Source organism: Clostridium sp. MCC345 (assembly GCF_018785345.1).
Lineage (GTDB): Bacteria > Bacillota > Clostridia > Lachnospirales > Anaerotignaceae > Anaerotignum_A > Anaerotignum_A faecicola.
Map to the genome: position 1 here is coordinate 302,195 of NZ_WQPP01000064.1, position 24,608 is coordinate 326,802.

At 48.7% G+C, this 24,608-nt stretch carries 21 protein-coding genes, 2 tRNA genes, 1 pseudogene and 1 riboswitch; of the genes and pseudogenes, 19 read left to right on the top strand and 5 right to left on the bottom strand.

Annotated features, from left to right (window positions below; translation table 11 throughout):
* Positions 1-174: 174 nt before the first annotated feature.
* Positions 175-247: transfer RNA gene (locus GPK49_RS12595), tRNA-Lys, on the bottom strand.
* Between the two features lie 179 nt (positions 248-426).
* A riboswitch (FMN riboswitch) is annotated at positions 427-577 on the top strand.
* Positions 578-835: 258 nt separating this feature from the next.
* Between GPK49_RS12595 and GPK49_RS12600 the strand changes: the two genes are divergently transcribed.
* The 5 genes from GPK49_RS12600 to GPK49_RS12620 all read left to right on the top strand — a co-directional run bounded on the left by GPK49_RS12600 (position 836) and on the right by GPK49_RS12620 (position 8,534).
* Positions 836-1,381, top strand: coding sequence for an ECF transporter S component (locus tag GPK49_RS12600; RefSeq protein ID WP_215678363.1), 546 nt, complete (start codon positions 836-838; stop codon positions 1,379-1,381).
* Between the two features lie 36 nt (positions 1,382-1,417).
* The gene (locus tag GPK49_RS12605) at positions 1,418-1,903 is read left to right on the top strand and encodes a pyridoxamine 5'-phosphate oxidase family protein (protein WP_016406762.1); all 486 of its coding nucleotides are present in this window, start codon (positions 1,418-1,420) and stop codon (positions 1,901-1,903) included.
* Between the two features lie 134 nt (positions 1,904-2,037).
* Positions 2,038-3,258 (top strand): CCA tRNA nucleotidyltransferase, encoded by a 1,221-nt coding sequence (locus tag GPK49_RS12610; RefSeq protein WP_215678366.1) that lies wholly within the window; start codon positions 2,038-2,040, stop codon positions 3,256-3,258.
* A 13-nt stretch (positions 3,259-3,271) separates the two neighbouring features.
* A complete protein-coding gene (locus GPK49_RS12615; RefSeq protein WP_215678369.1) occupies positions 3,272-4,102 on the top strand; it encodes an aldo/keto reductase in 831 nt (276 codons plus the stop codon).
* Between the two features lie 187 nt (positions 4,103-4,289).
* Positions 4,290-8,534: an S-layer homology domain-containing protein gene (locus GPK49_RS12620; RefSeq protein WP_215678372.1), complete on the top strand. Its 4,245-nt coding sequence runs from the start codon at positions 4,290-4,292 to the stop codon at positions 8,532-8,534.
* Between the two features lie 60 nt (positions 8,535-8,594).
* Here the strand turns inward: GPK49_RS12620 and GPK49_RS12625 are convergent, their stop codons facing one another.
* From GPK49_RS12625 to GPK49_RS12640, 4 genes are all read right to left on the bottom strand, one after another.
* Positions 8,595-10,133, bottom strand: coding sequence for an AAA family ATPase (locus GPK49_RS12625; protein WP_215678373.1), 1,539 nt, complete (start codon positions 10,131-10,133; stop codon positions 8,595-8,597).
* A 9-nt stretch (positions 10,134-10,142) separates the two neighbouring features.
* The gene (locus GPK49_RS12630) at positions 10,143-11,534 is read right to left on the bottom strand and encodes a VWA-like domain-containing protein (RefSeq protein WP_215678375.1); all 1,392 of its coding nucleotides are present in this window, start codon (positions 11,532-11,534) and stop codon (positions 10,143-10,145) included.
* Between the two features lie 128 nt (positions 11,535-11,662).
* A complete protein-coding gene (locus tag GPK49_RS12635; protein ID WP_215678378.1) occupies positions 11,663-12,856 on the bottom strand; it encodes a leucine-rich repeat domain-containing protein in 1,194 nt (397 codons plus the stop codon).
* 208 nt (positions 12,857-13,064) lie between these two features.
* Positions 13,065-14,255, bottom strand: coding sequence for an aminotransferase-like domain-containing protein (locus GPK49_RS12640; RefSeq protein WP_118580278.1), 1,191 nt, complete (start codon positions 14,253-14,255; stop codon positions 13,065-13,067).
* A 432-nt stretch (positions 14,256-14,687) separates the two neighbouring features.
* Here GPK49_RS12640 and cdaA point away from each other — a divergent pair, with 432 nt between their 5' ends.
* From cdaA to GPK49_RS12710, 14 genes and pseudogenes are all read left to right on the top strand, one after another.
* On the top strand, positions 14,688-15,551 hold the full coding sequence (cdaA, locus tag GPK49_RS12645; RefSeq protein WP_016406770.1) for a diadenylate cyclase CdaA: 864 nt from the start codon (positions 14,688-14,690) through the stop codon (positions 15,549-15,551).
* A complete protein-coding gene (locus GPK49_RS12650) occupies positions 15,548-16,816 on the top strand; it encodes a CdaR family protein (RefSeq protein WP_215678381.1) in 1,269 nt (422 codons plus the stop codon). Before cdaA ends, GPK49_RS12650 begins: the two co-directional genes overlap by 4 nt.
* 18 nt (positions 16,817-16,834) lie before the next feature.
* Positions 16,835-18,184 (top strand): phosphoglucosamine mutase, encoded by a 1,350-nt coding sequence (gene glmM, locus GPK49_RS12655; protein ID WP_118580281.1) that lies wholly within the window; start codon positions 16,835-16,837, stop codon positions 18,182-18,184.
* Between the two features lie 305 nt (positions 18,185-18,489).
* Positions 18,490-18,566: transfer RNA gene (locus GPK49_RS12660), tRNA-Arg, on the top strand.
* Between the two features lie 367 nt (positions 18,567-18,933).
* A complete protein-coding gene (locus GPK49_RS12665) occupies positions 18,934-19,203 on the top strand; it encodes a hypothetical protein (RefSeq protein WP_318283912.1) in 270 nt (89 codons plus the stop codon).
* A gap of 1 nt (position 19,204) precedes the next feature.
* The gene (locus GPK49_RS13095) at positions 19,205-19,339 is read left to right on the top strand and encodes a hypothetical protein (protein ID WP_265113830.1); all 135 of its coding nucleotides are present in this window, start codon (positions 19,205-19,207) and stop codon (positions 19,337-19,339) included.
* The gene (locus tag GPK49_RS12675; RefSeq protein ID WP_002304312.1) at positions 19,336-20,265 is read left to right on the top strand and encodes a DUF6017 domain-containing protein; all 930 of its coding nucleotides are present in this window, start codon (positions 19,336-19,338) and stop codon (positions 20,263-20,265) included. Before GPK49_RS13095 ends, GPK49_RS12675 begins: the two co-directional genes overlap by 4 nt.
* A 6-nt stretch (positions 20,266-20,271) precedes the next feature.
* Positions 20,272-21,099, top strand: a complete 828-nt coding sequence (locus tag GPK49_RS12680) for a ParA family protein (RefSeq protein ID WP_002304313.1) — start codon at positions 20,272-20,274, stop codon at positions 21,097-21,099.
* Complete coding sequence (locus GPK49_RS12685) at positions 21,056-21,982, top strand: ParB/RepB/Spo0J family partition protein (RefSeq protein ID WP_002304314.1); 927 nt, start codon at positions 21,056-21,058, stop codon at positions 21,980-21,982. Before GPK49_RS12680 ends, GPK49_RS12685 begins: the two co-directional genes overlap by 44 nt.
* Before the next feature lie 8 nt (positions 21,983-21,990).
* Entirely contained in the window at positions 21,991-22,518 is a 528-nt protein-coding gene (locus GPK49_RS12690) for a hypothetical protein (protein WP_002304315.1), read from the top strand.
* A 54-nt stretch (positions 22,519-22,572) separates the two neighbouring features.
* Entirely contained in the window at positions 22,573-23,214 is a 642-nt protein-coding gene (locus GPK49_RS12695; RefSeq protein ID WP_002588969.1) for a DUF3846 domain-containing protein, read from the top strand.
* A 10-nt stretch (positions 23,215-23,224) separates the two neighbouring features.
* Positions 23,225-23,536 (top strand): DUF5720 family protein, encoded by a 312-nt coding sequence (locus GPK49_RS12700; protein ID WP_002304317.1) that lies wholly within the window; start codon positions 23,225-23,227, stop codon positions 23,534-23,536.
* Positions 23,537-23,572: 36 nt separating this feature from the next.
* Positions 23,573-24,055: a PcfB family protein gene (locus GPK49_RS12705; protein WP_002304320.1), complete on the top strand. Its 483-nt coding sequence runs from the start codon at positions 23,573-23,575 to the stop codon at positions 24,053-24,055.
* Positions 24,055-24,582, top strand: a pseudogene (locus tag GPK49_RS12710) (type IV secretory system conjugative DNA transfer family protein); the annotation flags it as partial. The gene GPK49_RS12705 and the pseudogene GPK49_RS12710, both read left to right, overlap by 1 nt.
* Positions 24,583-24,608: the final 26 nt, after the last annotated feature.

The window sequence follows — 24,608 nt, forward strand, 5'->3', positions numbered from 1 at the left end:
CCCTGTTTCACTGCGACCGAACATCGTCTCTGAAACATTCTATGGGGCAAGGGCAAAAAAAAGAACCATTCCCGACCGTACCGAGAATGGCTGTTATCCTTTAAAATATAAAATTATAAAATATAAAAACGGAATGAACCAACCCTAAGTTAATCCATCCCGCTTTTTTCAAGCTGCGCCTTTAGGGACTCGAACCCTAGACCCACTGATTAAGAGTCAGTTGCTCTACCAACTGAGCTAAAGGCGCATAATGTTTGTTTGCTTTGTTTTGCAATTCCTAACTGCAAGAGATATATTATCACGAACTTGTTCTTCTGTCAACAACATTTTTCAAATTTTTTAAAAAATAATTTTTTCACAAATTTTACATTTCCCTCTTGCACACAACAGCCTTTTGTGTTATGGTTGGAATGTGAAAAATATAACGTGATTCTTCGGGGCAGGGTGCAATTCCCTACCGGCGGTAAAAGTCCGCGACCCTCCAGTATCTTAAAGCGCGAAGTGCCGAAAGATACAAAAGGCTGATATGGTGCAATTCCATGACCGACGGTAACAGTCCGGATGAGAGAAGAAACTTTGATGCTGTTCATGCGTTTCTCGCATGAAAATTTGTTTGCGCATGCAATGCCCCTTGGAATGTGTTCCGAGGGCTTTTTTATTGCGAAAATGCAGTGTCAATCGCAAGTCTTAAGAAGAATCCAATCAGAAAAATTGGAGGAATGAAACATGAAAACGAAATTCAAAACCAGAGATTTAACCATGATTGCCATGATGGGTGCCATCTGCTGCATCCTGCTGCATATTGATTTCCCGCTTCCCTTCCTGCCCCCCCTTCATGAATTTTGATCTGGCAGGTCTGGTAGAAATCATCGGCGGCTTTGCCATGGGTCCTTTGCAGGCAGTCTGCATCATTCTGGTGAAAATCCTGCTGAAGCTGGCAACCGAGGGCACCTCCTCCGCATTTACGGGCGAGCTGCAGAATTTCCTGCTCAGCTGTGCGTATGTGCTGCCTCCCGTTATCATGTATCACCAGAAAAAATCTAAAAGAACCGCAATCATCGGTATGGCAATCAGCTCTGTCTTCACAGGCATCGTTGCCATCTTTACCAACCTATATATCATCATTCCCTTCTATATGGCACTGATGGGACAGGATATGAGCTATTTCGTAGCCATGTGTACCGAGGTCAACCCTCTGATTTCCAATGTATTCACACTGGCAATCCTTGGGATTCTGCCCTTCAACCTGATTAAATGCGGCATCAACTCCGTTGGCGCAATGCTGCTGTATAAGCACTTAAGCCCCATCATCCACGGCAATGCCTCTGCAAAAAATAAAAAGGCAAGCACCATAAAGAAAGCTGACGAAACAAAAATCTGAGTATAAAAAGCACGGAGAAGTAAAGGAGAAACCGAAATGAAATTCAGCTTAGACAAAAACCTTACCTTTGAACAGGCAAAAGCCCTTTTCTTTGAACAGCTGGGCGATTGGAAGATTATGGCGCTTGCCAGCAGCGTAAACGATTACGTTATGGTGCGCAACGTCAGCTGCCTGTTCTACAATGACAAAATCTATTTCAAAACAGACAAGGACTTCCGCAAAACAAAGCAGCTTTACGAAAACCCCAATGTTGCCCTCTGCTATGGCGGCATTCAGGTGGAAGGGACTGCGAAAAACTGCGGTCTGGTTGTAGATGAGCCCGGCAGAGTGTTTGAAGGCCTTTATAAAAAGCACCTCTGGGGCAGCTACAATAAATACAGCCACGAGGATTCCGAAATCATCATTGAGGTAACCCCGAAATTCGTTGAAGTCTGGGATACCAGCGAGGATAACTACGCGTATCAGATTTTCATCGACTTCGATAAAAAAGAGGTTACGGTAAAGCCTTACGATAAGAAATAATTCCCGAAATCCATTGTATTATTTCCCCTATAGAAAAAAAGAGCATCTGTTCTCCGCAGATGTTCTTTTTTTGTCCATATAGTAATTTTATGATATAATTCATTTATAAAAAATTCCGAAAAGGAGGAGAAGCCTTGCAGAAGCTGAATATTGCCATTCCGCAGGACGCGGTCTGGATTCTGAATAAACTGAATGAGGGCGGTCATGAGGCGTATATCGTCGGGGGCTGTGTCCGCGATTCCATTCTGGGGCGCATACCGCAGGATTGGGATATCACCACCTCCGCCCTGCCCGAGGAAACCAAGACCATCTTCGACCATACCTTTGATACGGGCATCAAGCATGGCACCATTACCGTCGTCCTGCATCATGAAAATTATGAGGTCACAACCTATCGCATCGATGGCGAATATGCCGACTGCCGCCATCCGGACGAGGTCTCCTTCACCAAAAAGCTGAATGAGGATTTGCTCCGCCGCGATTTTACCATGAACGCCATTGCCTATCACCCCAAGGAGGGCTTTCGCGACCCCTTCCATGGGCAGGAGGATATTGCCGCAGGCATCATTCGCGGCGTAGGTGAGCCGGCAAGGCGCTTTCAGGAGGATGCCCTGCGGATGCTGCGCTGTGTGCGCTTTTCCGCGCAGCTTGGCTTTGCGATTGACCCCGAAACATGGGCGGCGCTCTGCGCCAATACGGCGCTGATTCAGAAAATCAGTGCGGAGCGAATTCGTGAAGAGCTGCAAAAGCTCTGGCTTGCGCCCTTTGCGAATAAAATGCCCCTGCTCTGGGAAAGCGGTCTGCTCGCACAGATAGATGCGACCCTTTCCGCAAGCCTTATCGCAAACAGCCAGACCCTTTTGGAGGAAATTTCCCTTTGCCCGAAGGATAATATTCTGCGGTGGTGCATTGTTTTGCAGCATTACCCCATCGGCGAGGTGAAGGGCTTTTTAAAAGGTATGCGGCTCGATAACCACTCCCTCAAGCGGATTTCCCTGCTTCTGGAGGAGCTGTCCGCGGATTTGCCGACAGAGCCCTATCCGCTCCGCAAAAAGCTCAGCACCATCGGGCAGGAGGCAACAGAGCAGCTTCTGCTTCTGCAAAGCATCCTGCGCCCTGCCTCTCCCCACGCCGAGACAAAAGCCGCCTTGGAAAAAATCCTTGCGGCAGGGGATTGTCTTTCTCTGAAAACGCTTGCCCTAACGGGACAGGACTTGATGGCACTCGGTGCGCCGCACGGCAAAATTCTAGGCACTATCCTTGCGGAGCTACTGGATATCGTTCTGCGTGCGCCCGAAAAAAACACAAAAGAAACGCTGACAGCACTTGCACTTGCGCTGTTGGAAGAATTATAAGGAGGAAACAACCATGATTAGCGAAAAAGGATTTGTTCTGGAAAACGGGACGGAGCTGCCCTTTCTGGGTTTTGGCACCTGGCTTGTAAAGGAGGAAAAAATCATTCTGGATGCCTTAGCATCCGGCTACCGCCATATTGACACCGCCAGAAGATACGAAAACGAAAAAATGGTCGGCAACGCCCTGCGGCAGTGCGGCATCCCTCGCAGAGAGCTGTTCCTGACCTCTAAGGTCTGGAAAACGGACTTAGGCTATGATAAAACCATGGCAAGCTTTGAAGCCTCCCTCAAAGATTTGCAGGTGCAGTATCTGGATTTGTTCCTCATTCATTGGCCCCTGCCCTTCCCCGGCGCAGATTGGAAGCCGCTGGTAACGGAAAGCTGGCGTGCTTTGGAGCGGCTCTATGATGAAGGCGCAGTGCGCGCCATCGGTGTCTGCAATTTCCTGCCGCAGCACCTCCTGCACGTTCTGAAAACCGCCAATACCGTCCCCATGATTGATCAGTTTGAATTCCACCCCGGCTATCCGCAGTATGAAACATTACAGTTCTGCCAGAGCCGCGGCATACAGGCGGAGGCATGGAGTCCCCTTGGCAGAGGGCGGCTTCTGGAGGACCCTCTGGTTCTGGAGCTTGCGAAAAAATACGGCAAAAGTCCGGCGCAAATCTGTCTGCGCTTCTGCCTGCAAAATAACGTCCTGCCCCTGCCGAAATCCTCTGCACCGGAGCGCATGAAGGCAAACCTCGATATCTTCGATTTCGAAATAGAGCAGGAGGATATCTATCGTCTGCTGACTATGCCCCAGACAGGCTGGTCGGGGCTTCATCCGGAGCATTTTGAGTAAAGTCGAAAGCAGGCTTTCGACTTATTTAGGCAGAAGAATAACCTGATAGCGATTGTTCGATCCATACAAAATCACTCGAAATTATTTGCAGCCGCTTGACTTGGTATTTCCCTTATAATAAAATAAAAATTGTCAAAAAACAGCAAATTTTATCGAAAATCATTCATAGCAGAAAGGAAGGAATCTCATGAAAACACGCATACTCTCTTATCTTTTGGTGTTTTCCATGATACTCGCCCTTTTGCCTGCTTCCGCATTGGCAGAAGAGGAAAGTACCACAACGCCGCACATCACCGCCACAGTGAAACACGCTTTGGACAGCGGCGGAGCGGAAACGGGGCAGATTACAGCGCAAATCGAAGCCTATCTGACGGATAAGGATAACCAATCCCGCACCGTTAAGCCCTGCGATATCATCTTCTTGATAGAGCAATCCGCCTTTATGAATACGCAAAATGATACAACGCAGTATGGGCAGGAGCGAGCGGATATTCTCAATTCCATGGAAAGTCTGCTGCAAAATCTTCCTGCCCCCACCACAGGCGCACATCGGGTGGCAATCGCAGGCTTTGGGCGTATCAATAACAACGGCTCATCCGATCCATACATCCCAAGTCAGCACCCCGGCACAAGGCTATCTGTAACCCAAAACCCCAGCTTGAACACAGGCTATTATACCAACGCAGATGGCTCACCTGTATTCCATTCCCAAGGCGGTTGGACAGAGTGGAGCGGCGACAACACAACCCTGCCGCAGATGCCGGAAGGCTATCTTGCCGATGAAAGCTACGATAAAGTCTTTATGAGCATCTCCGATGCAGAGGATGTCATTGATGTTGATAAAATGGTATCTTGGCACGCAGGTGCCTCCCGTATGGATGCAGGTCTGCAAATCACAGAGCAGTTGGCAAAAATTGCACAAGCACACAAAGCAAACAGCAAGGACCGCAACCTTATCATCTTTGTTGCCGCCAGCTCTCTGCCCTATCAGAACGGCGTAGGCGTTCAGAATCTCCGCCCCGAGGCGGCACAAGCAGCGGCACAGAAATTGAAAGATGATTATGGCGCTACCATCTTCGGCTTTGGCGACTTCCGTCCGCTGACCTTGCAAAGCGGAATGTCCTCAGAGGAACAGCGTACACAATTCAATGAAACCATGGCCGGAATCTGCGGCAATTCCAACACACTGGATGGCACACCCTATTTCAAGGGCTTGAGCCAAGTGCATGATATTGATGAGGCGCTCAATGAACTGCTGATTCAGATTGACGCAAATGTCAATCCAAATGCGGAACGCCGGCATATCAATGTGGAGAACTTCCAAGAAAAATCCACAGAGCCTACCTCGCATACCTCGCATACTTGGAAGGAATTGAAAGAGAAACACCATATTCTTACAAGCAGTGCCATCAACGAAACTGCCTCTGTGGATTATTACCGCTTTACGGGGTATGAAAACGGCAATCCGCAATTTGCCGCAACCCCCTTTCGGCACTTCGAGCTGAGCCTTTCCAGTATCGACAGTAGCGACAGTAGCGGCAGTAACGACAGTATTCAAACGGCACTCAGCCTTCAGCCGATTCCCCCTGCAAAAACAACAGGGACTGCCTACGGCGAAAAAGCAGTCATTACCATTACCGATCCCGTCTGTGTGGACTATAAATGGGCAGGGCGTTGGACACCGGATTTCAATCCGCCCGACCACGAGCACGCCGCGCGTGGTGTGAAGCACAGCCCCACAAATCCGGAACAAAATGAAACCACAAGCGACACCATGAAATTAAAATTTGACGGTTGGTACCGTCTTTGGGATGACAACATTGACCATGAGGAGAATGGAAAGAAAACTTGGACGACGTATGACGGGAAAAAATACGTTGCCTATCAGGATAACGTATATGATGCCTTCGGCAGTGATTTAACCCTGTATGGGCGTTGGATTCCTTCCATTGATGTAAATTTCCAATGGATTGGCTCTGTCATCCCCGCAGATGCCACACCGCCTTCCACCGTTTCCCTTGCACTGAGCGATGACGGAACCGCTTCCTTTACCCCCGCCGTACCATCCCAAGAGGGGTATGAATTTGACGGCTGGTATAAGGATTCCGCCTGCACAAAGCCTTATAACAAAAGCGGCGAAGCCCTGACAGGAAATATCACCCTCTATGGCCGTTGGACAAAAATCGGCACAAAAAAGGTTACCTTTACCGTTGTAAACGGCAGCTGGAATACGAAAAGCGATTGGTACCAAAATAACATCGGAAATACAGATGCAGATACAACTACTGAAACCGTCACCGTCAATGTTCCCCTGCGCAACGGCAAAGGCACGCTGACACCCGATTTGGTTCCTCATGTAGATAATCTGGATATGAAACCCGCAAAAAGCTACAAAGCACCCGGCACTTGGGGGAACAACGCCCCCGATACCAATGCGGATGCCATCACCGAGAACGGCACCTATGCCTACACCTATACCTTCCCCGAAGCAGACACCTATACGATTACCTATCGTTGGGTAGGCACAGAGGTACCTGAGGGTGTGCGCCTGCCTGCACAGCAGACAGAACAAGAAAGCAGTGCCGGCAAAAATCCGACCTTTGAGATTGCAACCGTAACCTCTGCTGATAAAAAATGGAGCTTTAGCGGTTGGTATACAAACGAAGCATTAGCCGGCACAGCAATTAGCGACAGGTATACCTTCCCTGAAGACAACGCAAATGACACAAAAAACCTCACGCTTTACGGCAAATGGACACACGATCCCTGCACCGTAACCTTCTATGCGGACTACTTCCAGCCTGCACAGGGGCATTTTAATACAGATGATTACTCAATAAGCTATACCGTTCCTTACGGCTCTACACTTGCCAAGGAACAGGATACCGTTCCCACACCCGTCACAGAGCTTGCGCACACCTACTACTTCGAGGGTTGGAGGGATGATTATAAAACATCTCTCCTCGATACAGAGGAAGAGCAGGAGGATACAGAGGAAGAGCAGGAGGATACACAGGATGCAGAGGACACAGACGAGCCTGCGACCCATGCGGCGGATTCCTCTGCCGTCACAGGCACCTTCTACACCAGTAAGGCAATTCAGGATATGACGATAAAGTCTGACTTGAATTTCGTGGCACAATGGTGGCCCATTGTTACCTTTAATGCCAACGGCGGCGATTGGGAGCTTATGGAGGACAGACCTACCGAACGCTACGTCCCCGTACCTGCAAACAGCGACCATATTGATGCCCTGCGTCCCCCCGCAAGGGAAGGCTACACCTTCCTTGGATGGTATGACAGTAAAGAAAATTCCTCCGAAAAACCCATTGATTTTAAAACCCAAACCTTCGATGGTGCGGCAACCGTTTATGCACACTGGGCAAAAAATGCCACCGTCACCTTCAAAATCGTAAACGGCTATTGGTCGGGCAATACCGCAGAGGATAAAACGGTTACCGTTGTGCTGCATCCGCAGGCAAATGGTTCTGCAAGCGGCACATTGGATGCAAGCCATGTTCCCGCCATTATGATTCCTGCCGCAGGCTATGAAAACACCCCCGGTCATTGGGATGTGACACCAAATACCGAAGAAAACGGTATCAGCGGCAATGTAACCTATACCTATATCTTCGGCAAAAAGCACCACAGCAGCAGTGATGACAACAGCAATAGCAGCAAAGACGAAAACAAGGACAAGGATAACAACAAAGAAAATAACAAAGACAACAATACCGACGAAACCACGCCGACAAAGGTTCCCGCTTTGCTCAACGGCAGCAATCATTTTGCTTATGTTGTAGGCTATAAAGACGGCAACGTAAGGCCGCAGGGCAACATCACCCGTGCGGAAACCGCCGCTATCTTCTTCCGCCTGCTGAAGGAGGAGGTGCGCAGCGAAAACCTCAGCAAGCACAACGATTTTGCCGATGTAACAGAGGACAGCTGGTACAACACAGCAGTTTCCACCATGGCAGGCATGAATATTCTCAAGGGCCGCACAGCAAACAGCTTTGCACCGCAGGCCCCCATCACCCGTGCGGAATTTGCCGCCATCTGCGCCCGTTTTGACAGCGGTAAGGCAGAGGAAAACAGCGGCTTTACGGATATTTCCGGCCATTGGGCGGAAAAGGAAATTGAGCGTGCCGCCACCCTTGGCTGGGTAAGCGGCTATACGGACGGCAGCTTCCACCCCGATGCCCCGATTACAAGAGCAGAGGCAATGACACTGATTAACCGTGTGCTTTGCCGTATGCCCGAAACAAAGGCCGACCTTTTGGACAGCATGACCAAATGGCCCGATAATCAGCCCGGCGCATGGTATTATCTGGCTGTGCAGGAGGCAACCAACAGCCACACCTATGAGCAGAAGGATTCCAAGTATGAAACATGGACAGCACTGACCGCAGAGCCGGATTGGAGCAAATATTAAACGAAAGCAATCAAAAAGGCTGTCATTCCAGTAAAAGGGATGACAGCCTTTTTCTTTTCTTTAAAACAGAAGATTCAGCTCCGTTTTCGCCTTCTCAATATCCTGCAAAATCGTCTTTTGCTTTTCATCAAACAGCAGCTCCGCGTTATACCGATAATATTTCTCCGAGCCATTCTCGCTGATGAATTTCACGCTATAGAAGTTCGTGGTCAGCTCCGTAATGAAGATAACCATCTCCTGCCCTGCGCCGAAGGCTTCCTCCAGAAATGCAAAGGCATTGTCCAGCATCGCAGACGCATCCGCAATGGCGTTTTCCCGTCCTTCCGCCTCTTTTGCGAAAAGTCCCTTCACCAGCGCAAACGCCTCCTCCTTTTCCCGACAGCCGCTCCGTTTTCCCTCCGCAAGGAAGAAATGCAGCCGCTCCAATTCCTTCAAGCAGGCATGCTCCGCCGTTTTCTCCAGAAGTCCCGCCTTCCGTTCCTTCGCAAAGGCGGCTTCTCTTTCCTCCAGCAGTCCCGTAAAGAGGTTCTCCCATGGCGTTTCCTGGCAATAGGGGCTGTTGAACCGATCCTTCAGCTCCAGCAGCGCGCCATGCAGTCCCGTTACGGTCAAATCCGCCTCGTATGCCCCTCGGAAGCCCTCGGAAAGCCTGCTCAGCAAAAGTCCCATCACGCTCAGTCGCTCGTCAAACGGTGCATCCTGCAACTTCGTCACCGCCTGCTTGGTATATTTCCCCTGCAAAATATCGTCCACGCGGTAATCGGTGCGATATTTGCGGTACAAATCCAGATAATTCGCAAAATCCTTTGCAATCCTGCGGTGCTGCAAGTACTGATAAATCAGCCCCTCCTCTACCGGCAGATTCATATCCTCATACACCCTCAGGATGGTAGAAAGATCCTCCCATCCTCTCGCCGTCACAAACCGCTTGCCATCCACCGTTGTCTCCATGGCATAAAAATGATCCTTGCGAATTTCCAGATAGGACAGAATCGCCCCATGGATGCCCTGCTGATAGGCATATTCCTTCCAGACGGAAAAATCAGGCTCTACGTCGATTTTCTTCACACGGTCAAGCGTTACCACATCAAATTCACGCACGCTTTTGTTGTATTCGGGGGGATTGCCTGCCGCGGCAATCAGCCACCCCTCCGGCACCTTATGCGCGCCAAAGGTCTTGCACTGCAAAAATTGGAGCATGGCAGGCGCAAGCGTTTCGGAGGCACAGTTGATTTCATCAATAAACAAAATCCCCTCCTGTAAACCGGTTTCCTCCATTTTATCATAAACCGATGCGATAATTTCGCTCATGGTGTATTCCGTTACGGTGTATTCCTTTCCGCCGTATTCCTTCTTGCTGATAAAGGGCAGCCCGATGGCAGACTGACGCGTATGATGCGTAATGCTGTAGGATACCAGTGCCACGCCGCACTCCCTCGCTACCTGCTCCATCACAGCGGTTTTCCCGATACCGGGCGCGCCCATCAGCAGAACGGGTCTTTGTCTGACCGCCGGAATACGGTATTCCCCAAACTCGTCCTTCGCCAGATACGCCTGAATGGCATATTTGATTTCTTCCTTCGCTTTTTTAATATTCATGCTATCCTCCTAACGCCCATGAGACGGCAGTCCCAAGGACAAATCCTCTTTCCCCAGTATCAGCTTCATCGCCCATGGCGGCACGCCGACATCCGTATAATCCTCATGATAGAACACAAAGGCGGCATCATAAGGCGGTCGGCGCTTGGGGAAGGTGCCATAGCCGTCTGTGAAATAAATCAGACCCTTTAGGTTCTGAAACGCCCTTTCGGCAATCAATTGATCAACGTATTGGAACACAGGGCGGAAATCCGTACCGCCGCTCCCTCTCAGCTCAAAGTCCTCCATAAACTGCGCCAGTTCTTCCTTGGAGGTGATCCTTTTATCCATCTGCACCGCCGCATCGCACTGTATGATATGCACGTTCATTTTATGGAAAAAGCTTTCACTGCTTGAAAGAATCGCGTAGGTTTCCTCTAAGAACCGCTTCACCGTTTCCCCCTCGCAGGATTCGGAGGTATCAATGGCAATCACCAGCTCCTCCACCTTCTTCACTTCCTTATATTCCAGTGCTTCAATCAACGGCAAATTGCCGTACATCTGCAAGCCATAGGTATAGAAGATAAAATCGAAGGCATCGTCATCCACGCGCATATCCTCCTTGAGCGTCACGAATTTCTGCAAAAACTGCCGATAATCGTAGCGTTCCCTGTTCTCGACCTTCAGATATTGCAGAAGCTCCCCTGCCTCTGCGTCCATATCCTTGGAGAAGGTTTCGAGGTTAGTTTCGGTCTTTTCCCCGATTTCTGTCCATTTTTCCTCCAGCTGCTGCTGCTTTTCGTCCTGTTCCTCCTGCTCCTGCTGTTGGTCGTTGCTGTTATCCTGGTTATCTCCGTCCTTGTTATTCTCGTCCTCGTCATCCTTCTGATGCTCCCAGAAGACATGGTCGTCTACCCAAAATTCCAGCTGTAGCTTACCGAATTCCTGCAAGGAAAGCTTTTTTTCTTCCAGCACGCGATAAATGCCCTCGGCGGAAAGCACCTTCAATTCTCTGCGGAGCATATCGTACATTTCGTTTCGTTTATCGGAGACAACGAGCCGCACCGCCTTCACAGACAGCGAATCCACGATAGATTCCACCGCGATATCGCAGGCGAGGTGCCAGAGCTCCTCATCCCGATGGTTCAGATGGAAGGGATGGCGGAACAGGCAATGCAGAACCATGTGCAGATAGGCGCGATTGACAAGCACGCGGTCGCTCAGATAGCGCTGTACGAGGTAGCGCGGGTTAAACAGTATCTTTTCGCCGTCTGTCCCGACGTACAGGGAGGAAAGGTTCATTTCGTACCTAAGACCGCTGAGTGCCAAATCAAGAAAGCGCATGGAAAGGTAAAGCTCGTTACGCGATGCGCTTAAAATATCCGTACCGATACGGATGAGGTTTTGATGTGTTTCGTTCATGCCTTCTCACCTCCTATAACCCTAAAACCGTGGGACGCTGTCCCACACCCTGACAGGGGAATGATTCCCCTGTACCCCCATTTGCAGAACCATTTCATGGTTCTGCGGTATATCAAAAATATGTATTATTATAGGTCGAATGTTTTTTTCTTTTTGGTTGCGGCAAAATGCCTATGCTGATAATCCATCAAAAAGCTCAGCACTGCGGTCTGCCCCTTTTTCTGCGCAAGGGCAATCAATTCGGGTGTGGTTTCCGCCGTCAGCAGTCCCCAATCCGCGAACAGCCGCAGGGTTTCCCCCTCCTTCTGCTCCATGAAATACGCCGCCGCCCAGAGCAAATGCTCCCGCAGATAATCAAGGTAGACCTCCCTGTGCTTCTCCTGCAAGCGATACGGATACCGCAGGCGGCTCATGGCAAGCAAGAGCACCGTTTCCGCGGCATCCTCGCGCTTCGTCAGATAGAAAATCTCATCATAGCGGCGGAAGTCAATCTCGGAATTCCCGATGCACTGGCGGAAAATATGCCCCGTGCCATAATTCACCTGATGGAACAGCCTTGCCGGCGTATCCTCAATATATTCATACTGAAAATCGGGCAGTACCAGCTCTGCGTGCTTCGTTTCGCCGCCCTCGATGGGGAAATCAATCGACAGCTGCAATTCATGGTTCAGTCCCGAAATCAAATCGGAGATATATCTGCAACGCCCGAAGGAAAGGTGTTTCAGACTGTCGCAGTTCAGAAACAGCCCCGTATTTAATTCCCTTGCCGCCAGCGGGATATTGATTTTCTCCATCCTGCGGCAGTTATAAAAGGCATATCGCCCGATGCTTTCCACGCTCTCCGGCAGGCGAAGCTCCTTCAGCCGTTCACAGCCGTAAAACGCATAATCCCCGATGCTTCTGACCGCCCTCGGCAGGGAAATTTCCTGCAGCGCCCCGCAGCCATCGAACATCCGCTTGGAAACCGCCGTCAATCTCTCCGGCAGATGTACCCGCTCCAGTGCGGCACAGCCCGAAAAGGCAAACGCCCCAATTTCCGCAATCGTATCCGGCAGGAAAACCCTTCGCAATGCCTGCCCCTCCGCGGTTTCGGCAGGTGGCTCCGTCACAAAGGAAAGGCTCGCCTCCTTCTCCTCGCCGATTTCCGCAGGGGGTGCCTCCTTTTCTGCCGCAAATGCCCTTTCGGCAACCGCAATGACGGGCAGTCCGTCAATCTTGGCAGGAACATGCAGCTCCGCACAGCGGCCATGCAGCTTTTTCAGCACCACGCCGCCCTCTTTTTTTTCGTATTCAATCTGTATGGACAAATTCTCTTTTGCCATTGGAATTTTCCTTTCTTTCGTCCACCCTTTGCCTGTCCGCTTTCGCAATTTTTTCGTGTTTTTTACCTGTCCACTCTGTCCACTTTGTCTATCCTCTGTCCACCCTTTTTCATACTGTATCCATTATATTCTCCTTGAAACAGACTGTCAATTTCGGCATAAAAAAGCCCTCCAAAAAGGAGGGCTTGATTCTCTGTGTAAGCAGAAATTATTTCAAGTTTGCTTTCAGAACCTCTGCAATCTTTGTGATACCTTCAACAATCTTGTCTTCAGGCATGCAGGAGTAGTTCAGACGGAAGTGGTTTTCCTTACCGCCGTTAGGGAAGAAGCTGCCGCCGGGAACGTAAGCAACGTTCTTTTCCAGACACTGAGGCGCGATAACCTTTGCGTCCATGTATTCGGGCAGTACGCACCATGTGAACAGACCCCCTTCGGGATGTGTGAATTTTACTTCCTTCGGGAAGGTTTCTTCCATTGTTTTCAGCATTGCGTCACGTCTCTTAACGTAAACTGCTTTGATCTTTTCAACGTGTGCATCCAGATCGTTATCCTCCAAGAACTGATTTGTAATCAGCTGGTCGATTGTGGAGGACTGCAGGTCAGCACCCTGTTTGATGAAGTTGTATTTGCCCAGAACCTCTGCGTTTGTGGAGCAAACCCAACCGATACGCAGACCAGGTGCGAAAATCTTGGACATTGTGCCCAGGAAGATTACCAGATCCTTTGTATCCATGGATTTCAAGGAGGGCAGGAATTCGCCTTCAAAACGCAGTTCGCCGTAAGGGTTATCTTCGATAACGGGGATTTCATATTTGTTAATCAGTTCCATGAATTTCTGTCTTCTTTCCAGAGTCCATGTTTTGCCTGTAGGGTTCTGGAAATCGGGGATAACGTAAATCATTTTTACGTTTTCTGTTGTAGCCAGAATCTTATCCAGCTCTTCGGGAATCATACCTGCATCATCTGTAGGAACTTCTACGAAAGTAGGTTCACAAGCCTTGAATGCATTGATTGCACCCAGATAAGAGGGGCTTTCTACCAGAACAACATCGCCGGGGTTCAGGAATACACGAGCGGAGAAATCCAGACCCTGCTGAGAACCGCTTGTAATCAGGATATCATCGATGCTTACATGGATATCGTTTTTCGCTGCCATTCTTGCAACGATTTTTTCACGCAGGGATGCAAAACCGTCTGTACCTGTGTACTGCAGCGCAACTCTACCCATATTATCCATTACCTTACAAGCCGCTTCCTTAACGCCTTCTGTAGGGAACAGCTCGGGTGCGGGCATACCACCTGCGAAAGAGATAACTTCGGGTTTTGCTGTCAGTGCCAACAAAGCTCTGATTTCGGAACCTTTTAACAGATTCATTCTGTTTGCAAATTTAACTGCCATTGGATCTTCCTCCTTAAGAATATAAAATGAATACGTGCATTAGTGTCAGACAACAATAAAGGAATTTTCTTTTATTTTGGCAAAATATCAAAAATATTCCTTCATACCGTTATTAAAACACAAAAAATAAACAAAGTCAATCCCTTCTGCCTTTTGTACAAAAACAAAAACAACCAAAACATGGAAATGATTTTCAGGAATTTTACATCAATTCGATATTTTTAGCAAACCGATAGAAAAATCATATACATTCTATTTTCATAGGAAAAATAGGAAAAGAAGTTTCATTTTTTCCGCATCTTTTCATGTTACTTTGTCATAGTTTATGCTATAATGAAAAATATTGGGCTTCTGCGCCCATATTGATGTACCGAACGAAGTACATCTTACCATTTCATGACAGAGAAAACAAGCATAGACAGGGTGTGAACGATGGAAGTTTTCAAAAACATTTTCGACAACCTCGGAATCACAGAATTCGCAAGGCCATCCCTCGGCATTTCCGATATTCTGGATATCCTCATTGTTGCCTATATTATTTATAAAATCATATTCTGGATCAAGGAAACACGCGCGTGGGTGCTGTTCAAGGGGATTCTGGTTATTTTCGCCCTTGCGGCGGTTGCCATGCTCTTAAAGCTGAATACGATTCTTTGGATTCTTTCCAACACCATTTCCGTCGGCATCATTGCGGTTATCGTTGTATTCCAGCCGGAGCTGCGAAAGGCACTGGAGCAGCTGGGCAAAGGAAAATTCTTCACCGCCTTCGCCAGAAGCTCTGAAGAAACCGATGATAAAGCTGCACAACGAACCGTGGATGAAATTGTGAAGGCTGCTGAAAAAATGGGTTCTGTGAAAACAGGTGCCTTAATCCTGATTGAGCAGAAGGTTCCTCTTGGAGACTTTGAACGCACGGGGATTCCTGTGGATGCCATCGTTTCCAGTCAGCTGCTCATCAATATTTTTGAACACAATACACCACTGCATGACGGCGCAGTGATTGTGCGGCGCAACCGCGTAGCCGCCGCTACATGCTTTCTGCCCCTGACGGACAGCAACGAGGTCAGCATGGAGCTTGGCACAAGGCACAGAGCCGCTATCGGCGCAAGCGAGGTTTCCGATGCGTATGTTATTGTGGTTTCCGAGGAAACCGGCGCCATCTCTCTGGCAAGGGGCGGCGTGCTTTACCGTGACCTCTCCCCTGAGCAGCTGAAAAATATGATTTCTCAGCCGCGCAAGGAAGGCAGCAAGAAGACATTTGCAACCATTTGGAAAGGACGGCAGGAGAAAGAATGAAAAAATTTCAGGAATTACTGACGAAGGATCTTGGCTGGAAGCTGCTTTCCATTGCCATTGCCGCGACCATGTGGTTTATGGTAATCAACATCACACAGCCTGTGGATACGCGCAGCTACAGCAGACCTTTAACCTTGGAAAATATGGATACACTGACCTCCCGCGGGCTGACCGTCGGCAACGCAGAGGAGCTGAAAAACACAAAAATTACCGTAAAGGTGAAGGCACAGCGAACCGCACTGGACAGACTGAGCCAGAACCCCGACTGGATTACCGCCTCGGTGGATTTATCCGAGCTGGCTTATGCAGTGAACGGGGATTCCGTTGCGCTGCCCGTCAATGTTTCCATTGATCAGGGCGGTACAGCCTATGCCATCAGCAGCAAGGCACCTGCCGTTGTGGAGGCACAGGTGGAAACCCTGCGAACAAAGGAATTTCCAATTGAGGTAGAATTAAACGGCAAGCCCGACAGTGACATTACCCTTTCCGACCCTGTTCTGAGCGCAGAGACCGTAACCGTTTCCGGTCCCGTATCTCTGGTGCGGCAGGTTGCGAAGGTAAAGGCAATCATCAACGCGGAGGAGCTGGAAGAAAATACAGATATTCACGCAAAGCTTGCCTGCTATGATTACCATGGCGCAGAGGTAACGGGCGTTTCGCTGAACATCCGCGAGGTAACGGTTTCCTATGCGGTACATGATGCAAAGCAGGTGCTGATTCAGGTGGATATCACAGGCACGCCTGCAAACGGCTATCAGGTCGGCACGGTTTCCTGCTCGCCGAAATATGCAGAGGTGACAGGCTCTAAAGAGGATTTGGATGCCCTGCTTTCCATTCATCTGGACAGCATTGACGTTTCGGGGCGCACTGCCGCAGTGACAAAGACATTCAATCTGGAAAATTATCTGCCGGACGGCATTTCCTTAAATGATGACAGCCGCAGCAGCGTACAGGTAACGGTTGCCATCGAGACGGCGCAGAAAGGAAAGCAGTTCACACTGGATGAATCCCGTTTAACCATTCTGGGGCAGGAGGACGGCAAGACCTACTCTTTCGGGACGGCACATGTCACCGTTACAGGCGACAGCAGCAGCCTGAACGGACTGCGCGCAGAGGATCTGAATGGCAGTGTGCATGTAAACGGCATGTCCGAAGGGACGCATCGAGTTCTGGTGCATCTGGATTTGCCCAACGGCTTGAACGCAAGCCCTGTTTATATTGATGTAACCGTTTCCGGTGACGGCAGTGCATCGGCGAACGAATAAGGTTTTGGAGGAAGAAAAATGGCTAGATTATTTGGTACAGACGGCGTAAGAGGTGTTGCAAACACAGAATTGACAGGCGAGCTGGCGTTTCGCTTAGGCAGAGCCGGTGCGTATGTGCTGACAAAGGAAACAAAGCACGCCCCTCGTATTCTGGTTGCTATGGATACCCGTATCAGTGGGGATATGCTGGAAAGCGCACTGGTTTCCGGCATCTGCTCTGTCGGCGCGCACGCAGTTGTGGCAGGGGTGATCCCCACGCCTGCGGTTGCGTATCTGGTAAGAAAATACAGACTGGATGCAGGTGTTATGATTTCCGCATCCCATAACCCTGTGGAATATAACGGGATTAAATTCTTCAACAATCAGGGCTATAAGCTGAGCGATGCACTGGAGGATGAAATCGAAAACATTATCATGAGTCATCCGGAAATTCTGCCCAGTCCTACCGGCATCGGGCTTGGCACGAAGGAATATGCCGAGGATGCATTAGATGATTATATTGCATTTCTGACACGGACAACCACCGAAAAATTTGACGGCATCAAGGTTGCATTGGACTGCGCAAACGGGGCAGCCTATAAAGCGGCTCCCATTGCCATGCTTGATTTGGGCGCAAGCCTGTGCATCATCCATAATGAGCCTGACGGCACAAATATCAATGATAAATGCGGCTCCACCCACATGGATGATTTGAAAGAAATGGTTGTGAAAAACGGCGCAGATATCGGCTTCGCCTTTGACGGGGACGCTGACCGCTGTCTGGCTGTGGATGAAAAGGGCAACCTAATCGACGGGGATAAGATTCTTGCCATTTGCGGTCTGGATATGAAGGAAAGAGGCGCATTGGCGAAGGATACGATTGTCGGAACGGTGATGTCCAACCTTGGGCTGACGATGATGGGCAAGGAAAAGGATATCCATATTTTGCAGACCTCTGTCGGGGACAGATACGTTTTGGAACGGATGCTTGCGGATGGCTACAACATCGGCGGCGAGCAGAGCGGTCATGTTATCTTCCTTGACCACAACACTACGGGCGACGGTACGCTGACTGCCATTCAGCTGCTTTCCGTACTGAAACGCAGCGGCAAGAAGGCCTCCGAGCTGGCAGGCATTATGCAGACCATGCCACAGGTTCTGGTCAATGCACGCGTGAATAATGCAAAGAAAAACAGCTACATGGAGGATGATGTGGTACGCAGAGGGATTGCGGAGCTGGAGGAAAAATTCGCACAGGACGGACGCGTGCTGATTCGTACCTCCGGCACAGAGCCACTGGTACGCGTGATGATTGAAGGGACAGATATTAAAAAAATGGATGCAGAGGCAAGAAAGCTTGCTGCGCTCATCGAAGAACGTTTGCAGTGATTTCTGAGGATTGACAGAAAATTCCTTTCCCGTTACAATATAGATTGGAATATAGGTCGGAGAACTCTCCGACCATGCTGTCCTTCTGCTCAGTTGGATAGAGCGTCCGCCTCCTAAGGTTATGCTCTACCGGCCGCCTTACGATGAAAAGTGATCGTTACCAATTTTAATTGAATAGATGTCTCTGTAGCTCAGCAGGATAGAGCGTTCGCCTCCTAAGGTTGCGTTACAACGGCCACCTCAAAAAAAACTAAATAAGGGATTGCAGTTCGACTTTGATCGGGCTATAATCATATATCAGACACGTCCATATAGCTCAGCTGGATAGAGCACACGCCTCCTAAGCGTGGGGTCGGAGGTTCAAATCCTCTTATGGACGCCAGTGAACAACGCCGAAAGCCTTTGTTTTCAAGGGTTTTCGGCTTTTCTTATATAAAAAGCTACGAAAAAGCTCTTTCACTGTATGAGATAAAATTCTACTCCAAAATTTGATTTTTGACAACCCCTCCAGAATCGAACGGTTGTTATAAGACAAAATCGCCAGCTAATTTTTAGCAGAAAACGGGCTGTTCTTGCTAATGAAAATGCCCTTCCTGCTAATCAGCCCCAAAATCGTGCCAAAAATCCAGCTAATCAAAAAAGGCGGATGTTTTGAATACCATGCAGTTATAGCAGATAAAATTAAATATCGTTATGTACATAGAGCGTCTATTTGCCCCGCATTGGGGATGGATAGGCGCTCTTTTTTTATGCCCAAACCCATGGGCAAATACAAGAGATTGGAGGTGTTTTATTTGAGCAAGCCTGTTTATACCGCAGACAAGCCGAGCGACTGTCATTACTGCTACTTCTGGACGAATGGCAGAAAGGGCTGCCGTCTGGGTAGAAATAATTGCTACTACTTAATCTCTTTGCCGCCGAAACCCAAGTCGGAATGTGATGGCTGTCCCTATGGGCGAGATCACCCGTGCATTGGTTGGTGTACGAAGAAGGTTATGCGTGAAGTGGGGCTTCGTTGATATGGATGTGTATGAACAGGAATACCGCTTCTACTATTTTGCCCGATGTCCTTACGAAAAGACGGATACGACTTTCCGCAGCATTCCGCTGACAACAGAAAGTTTTCCGCAGAAAGAAGGTGGTGAAGCCGTGTGAGTTTTGATTATTTTTACGGTCAGCAATCCGATCTATTCACATTCTATCGAGTTCCGAAGGTGTTGTTCACGAACGAGAGGTTCTGGAATATTTCTGCCGATGCCAAGATGCTGTATGGCATTTTGCTTGACCGCATGAGCCTGTCTGCCAAGAATGGTTGGATAGATAAAAACGGTAGAGTGTATATCATTTTTACAATCGACGAAGCGAAGATGGCTCTGAACTGTGCTGAACAAAAGGCTATCAAGCTGCTCAGTGAACTTGAGAAGAAAGCAGGATTGATTGAACGTAAGCGCCAGGGTTTGGGAAAGCCCAACCTGATCTATGTGAAGAACTTTATCTCTGCTGTGGATTCACAACTCTTGAATTGTGAAAATCACAATTCTGGAACAATGGAAATCACAACTCAAGAACTTCCGAAATCACAATGTAATAATACTGATATTAAAAATACTGAATTTAGTGATACTGATTCTATCTTTCCTTCCGGAAATGGTGGAATGATGGACGAGAATGACCGGTATCAAGAATACTTTGATTATTTCTCGGATCAGCTCAGTATGGATTTGTTGAAGAAGGATTACCCTTACGATTCCGAAATGCTGGATAACATTCTGGAGTTGATCGTTGAAACAGTTTGCACGAAGCGACCGTTGATTCGCATTGGTGCAGAGGAGCGTCCGGCAGAAATTGTCCGCAGTCGGTTTATGAAACTGAATGCCGAACACATTCGATATGTTATGGACTGCTTCAAGGAGAACACCACAAAGATTAGAAATATCCGTCAGTATATGCTGACTACGATATACAATGCGCCGACGACAATAGACACCTACTACGATGCTCTTGTTCGGCACGATATGTCACACGGATATTTGGAAGGAGGATTTAAGAAATTGAAAATGAAGCGAGAGGAAGGAGAGTGACGATAAATGTCGAAAAAAGCAACCATCATTGCGGTGGTCAATCAGAAAGGAGGCACTGGAAAGACCACCACCACCGAGAATCTGGGCGTTGGCTTGGCTCTTGAAGGAAAAAAGGTGCTTCTGGTAGACACCGATCCCCAGGCTTCCCTGACGGTCAGTTTGGGCAATCCCTGCCCGGATGATCTGTCTCCGACACTTTCCGATCTGATGGGAAAGATTATGATGGAAAACCCTATTACTCCCGATGAAGGGATTCTTCATCATCCGGAGGGCGTTGATTTGGTGCCGTCCAACATCGAACTCTCAGGTATGGAGGTAGCACTGGTCAATGCCATGAGCCGGGAAACCATTCTCCGGCAATACCTGGATACAGTCAAACAGAATTATGATTACATTCTTCTTGACTGTATGCCGTCTTTGGGTATGCTGACCGTCAATGCGTTGGCAGCTGCCGACAATGTGCTGATACCGGTTCAGGCAGCATACCTTCCTGCAAAGGGTCTGGAACAGCTGCTTGGAACCATCAACAAGGTCAAGAGGCAAATCAACCCGAAACTGAGGATTGAAGGGATTCTTCTGACGATGGTGGACAGCCGCACCAACTACTCCAAAGACATCAGCAATCTGATTCGGGAGAGCTACGGCGGAAAGCTGAAGGTTTACAAGACCGACATTCCCCGCTCTGTCCGTGCAGAGGAAATCAGCGCAGAGGGAACCAGTATCTTCAAGCATGATCCCAAAGGCAAAGTTGCCGAAGCCTATAAAATTCTGACGAAGGAGGTGTTAAACAATGCAGAAAAAAGGCGCAAACATCAGCTTGAAGGGGTACGATGATATTTTCTCCACCGATCAATCCAGAGCTGAAGCCCAGCAGGAGCGTGTGCAGGAAATTCCGCTTTCTGAGCTACACCCCTTTGAGGGACACCCCTTCCGTGTGGTTGATGATGAAGAAATGATGAAAACGGCAGAGAGCGTCCGAGATTTCGGAGTTCTCACTCCTGCGATTGTCCGTCCTGACCCCGACGGTGGTTATGAAATCGTTTCTGGTCACAGGCGGCACCGGGCATCGGAGCTTGCGGGTAAGGAAACCATGCCTGCGATTGTTCGTGACCTGGACGATGATGCAGCCATTATTTTGATGGTTGATGCGAATTTGCAGAGGGAGAGTATCCTGCCGAGTGAAAGAGCATTTGCTTATAAGATGAAGCTGGATGCGATTAAACATCAAGGTCAACGCACCGATTTAACTTCATCCCAAGTTGGGATGAAGTTGCAGGCAATGGATATAGTCGGTCAGGAGGCAGGAGAAAGCAGAAATCAGGTACACCGTTATATCCGTCTGACCGAACTGATTCCGGAACTGCTGGATATGGTAGATACGGGTCAGATCAAATTCAATCCTGCGGTGGAGCTTTCCTATCTGGCAAGTGAAGAACAGAAGGATTTTCTTTCTGCAATGGATTATGCTCAAGCAGCTCCTTCCCTTTCGCAAGCACAGCGAATTAAAAAGCTCGCACAGGAGGGCGAGTGTACGCTGGATGCGATGTGCGAGATTATGAATGAAATCAAGAAGGGAGAGCTGGACAGAGTAACCTTCAAAACGGATTCGTTGCGAAAATACTTCCCGAAGTCCTATACCAACAAGCAGATGGAGGATAAAATCATTCAGCTTTTGGAGCAATGGCAGAAAAAAAGAGAAAAATCAATGGAAAGGTAAGGTAAAAAATGTTTACACCCAAAAACATTCAGGGCGCTTTGGAAGAACTCTACGACCTTTGCGATCCTGATTATATGGTAGATATGCTCGTAAACTACAGTGAGGAGTTCGATGATATTTCTCCTGCGCTTCTGGCAAAGTCGTTTCAGAAAAATGCCGAGATGATTAGCGAGTATCGAGTATTGTCCTCTGCTGGTGAGGGTATCGACTATCAGGGAAAGGTACTTCTGAACAGCAGAGCCGTGCGGCTTCTGTCCTATGTAGAAGATATGAGCGGCGATGAAAAAGTTCGCACGATTCAGAGCAAGGAGCTGTGGTTAGCAGAAGATATGACATTCTATGTGGTGTCCTGTATGTCTACGATCACGATGGACAAGGAAGAAGCCATTTGTCTTAACGAACACCGCAGCGTGGTTACTACGGTGGAATGCGAGGACGATATTTTCTTCGACATGGGTTCCCTGATTTGCGAACTGGACGATATTTGCTTGTTCGAGCTTTTAGCCGATGTGGATGCGACTATTTATGAACTGTAACAGGTTCATGGATGGTCGCTTTTCTTATTTCCAAAGAAACGGAGGTATCGAAACTTGAAAGAATACGATGTGAAGATCACCGAAACCTTGGAGAAAACGGTTACGGTGCAAGCAGAATCTCACGATGCGGCAGAGGAACAGGTTAGAGCCGCTTATTACAATTCGGAGTACATTCTGGACTCCGAAAACTTTACCGGTGTTGCGTTCGGCACGACCGAGGAACGGGAGGTTCAGAAAGAACAGGCAGATACCATGAATGTGTTGCTGGTAAAGCCGTTCATGTATCCGCAGGCTGTGCAGATCGGCTGTGAGCTGGAGGATTTGCAGAAAGCCGTAGGTGGCGATATTGAGGCAACTTATCCGTTCAATGAGCCGGTTGCACTGGTGATGCACGACGAAGGTAAACTCGTAGGCAAAGAACTGAACCGTGCGCTGCGTGATGATGACGGCGATATTTATGACATTATCGCCGGTGATTTTCTGGTTGTGGGATTGGGCGAGGATGATTTTTGTTCTCTGTCCCCGGAACTGATGAAGCAGTTTGAGGAACACTTTCATCAGCCTGAGACTTTTGTACGCATGGGGCGCAGCATTATGGCGCTTCCCCTGCCGGATGACATGGTGAAGAAAGAAGATGCACCTGTCAAAGCTGATTCGGTTCCCCACAAAAGTAACCCTGACCGAGATGTTCTGTAAGGAGGTTCTTATGCAAAGAAATTCGACGATTGGAGAGCTGATGGAGCGAAAGCGGATTCAGGATGGTGCCAAGGAGTACCAGGGACATACCTATATGGACTTGGCACGATTTGATGACGCCACCAAGCACATGATTATTTTCGATGTGCTGACCGATGAATCGCCTGTCGGTTGGAAAGGCGAAAGAAATCGCCTGTATTTGAGCGATGTGGGTTATCAGAAGGCTCTGGATAACCAGAAAGCTGGCAATATCAAGATTATCAGCCATGCCGCAGTTGCCAAGGGCAATCTGTATTACGACCACAGAGATATGGCACGATAATCTGTTCACTCTACTGCTTGCAGGAGGTGATGAATCATGCAGGAAGAAGTTGAAAACAGAACAGTAAACCTGGCGATCAGCACAACCAAGCTGACGGGGCGCACTATCATTGCCGGTATCCGCAAGTATTTGCAGCACCGGGAAAAAGTGAAGATGAAAAAGGCACGAGACCCTGCCGTTCATGGAAAGCAATCCGTGAAACAGCTTTTGGGACAGAATCAGGGTGCTACGAATGTTGAGATCGACAAAGAGAGTATCCGTGATTTTGAAAAGCTCGCCAAGAAGTATGGCGTGGACTTTGCCGTAAGAAAAGATAAGTCCGTTGATCCTCCCCGGTTTCTTGTTTTTGTCCGTTCTAAAGATGCAGATGCTTTGGATGCAATCTGCAAGGAACATCAGGCAAGGGCATTAACCAAGAATGAAAAGCCGAGCGTTCTGGCGCAGCTGAAGAAGTTCAAGGAAATTGTCGCAGCGATTCCGAAGAAGGTTCGAGAGAAGAAACAGGAGCGTGATCTGTGATGGATAAGAGAAAAATGAAAAAGCTCCTGATTCTGAATTTACCGTATTTTCTGGTAGGGTTGTTCGCTACGAATTTAGGAGAAGCATGGAGATTGGCTGAGGGGGCAGATTCATCTGCGAAAATCCTCAGCTTTTTTCATGCCCTTCCGATAGCCCTGAACAATCCGTTTCCCAGCTTTCACCCGTTGGATTTGCTGATTGGTATTCTCTGCGGCGCAGGACTTCGGCTGGCTGTCTATCTAAAAGGCAAAAACGCAAAGAAGTACCGACACAATGTTGAGTACGGTTCTGCTCGTTGGGGAACGGCAAAAGATATTGAGCCGTTTATTGCACCAAAGTTCGAGGACAATGTGATCCTGACGAAAACGGAGCGGCTGATGATGAGCAATCGCCCGAAGAATCCTGCCAATGCCCGAAATAAGAATGTTCTGATTATCGGCGGTTCGGGTTCCGGTAAAACTCGCTTTTGGTTGAAGCCAAACCTTCTCCAGATGCACAGTTCCTATGTGGTCACTGACCCGAATGGCTATAATATAAGAGGATAGATAAAAGG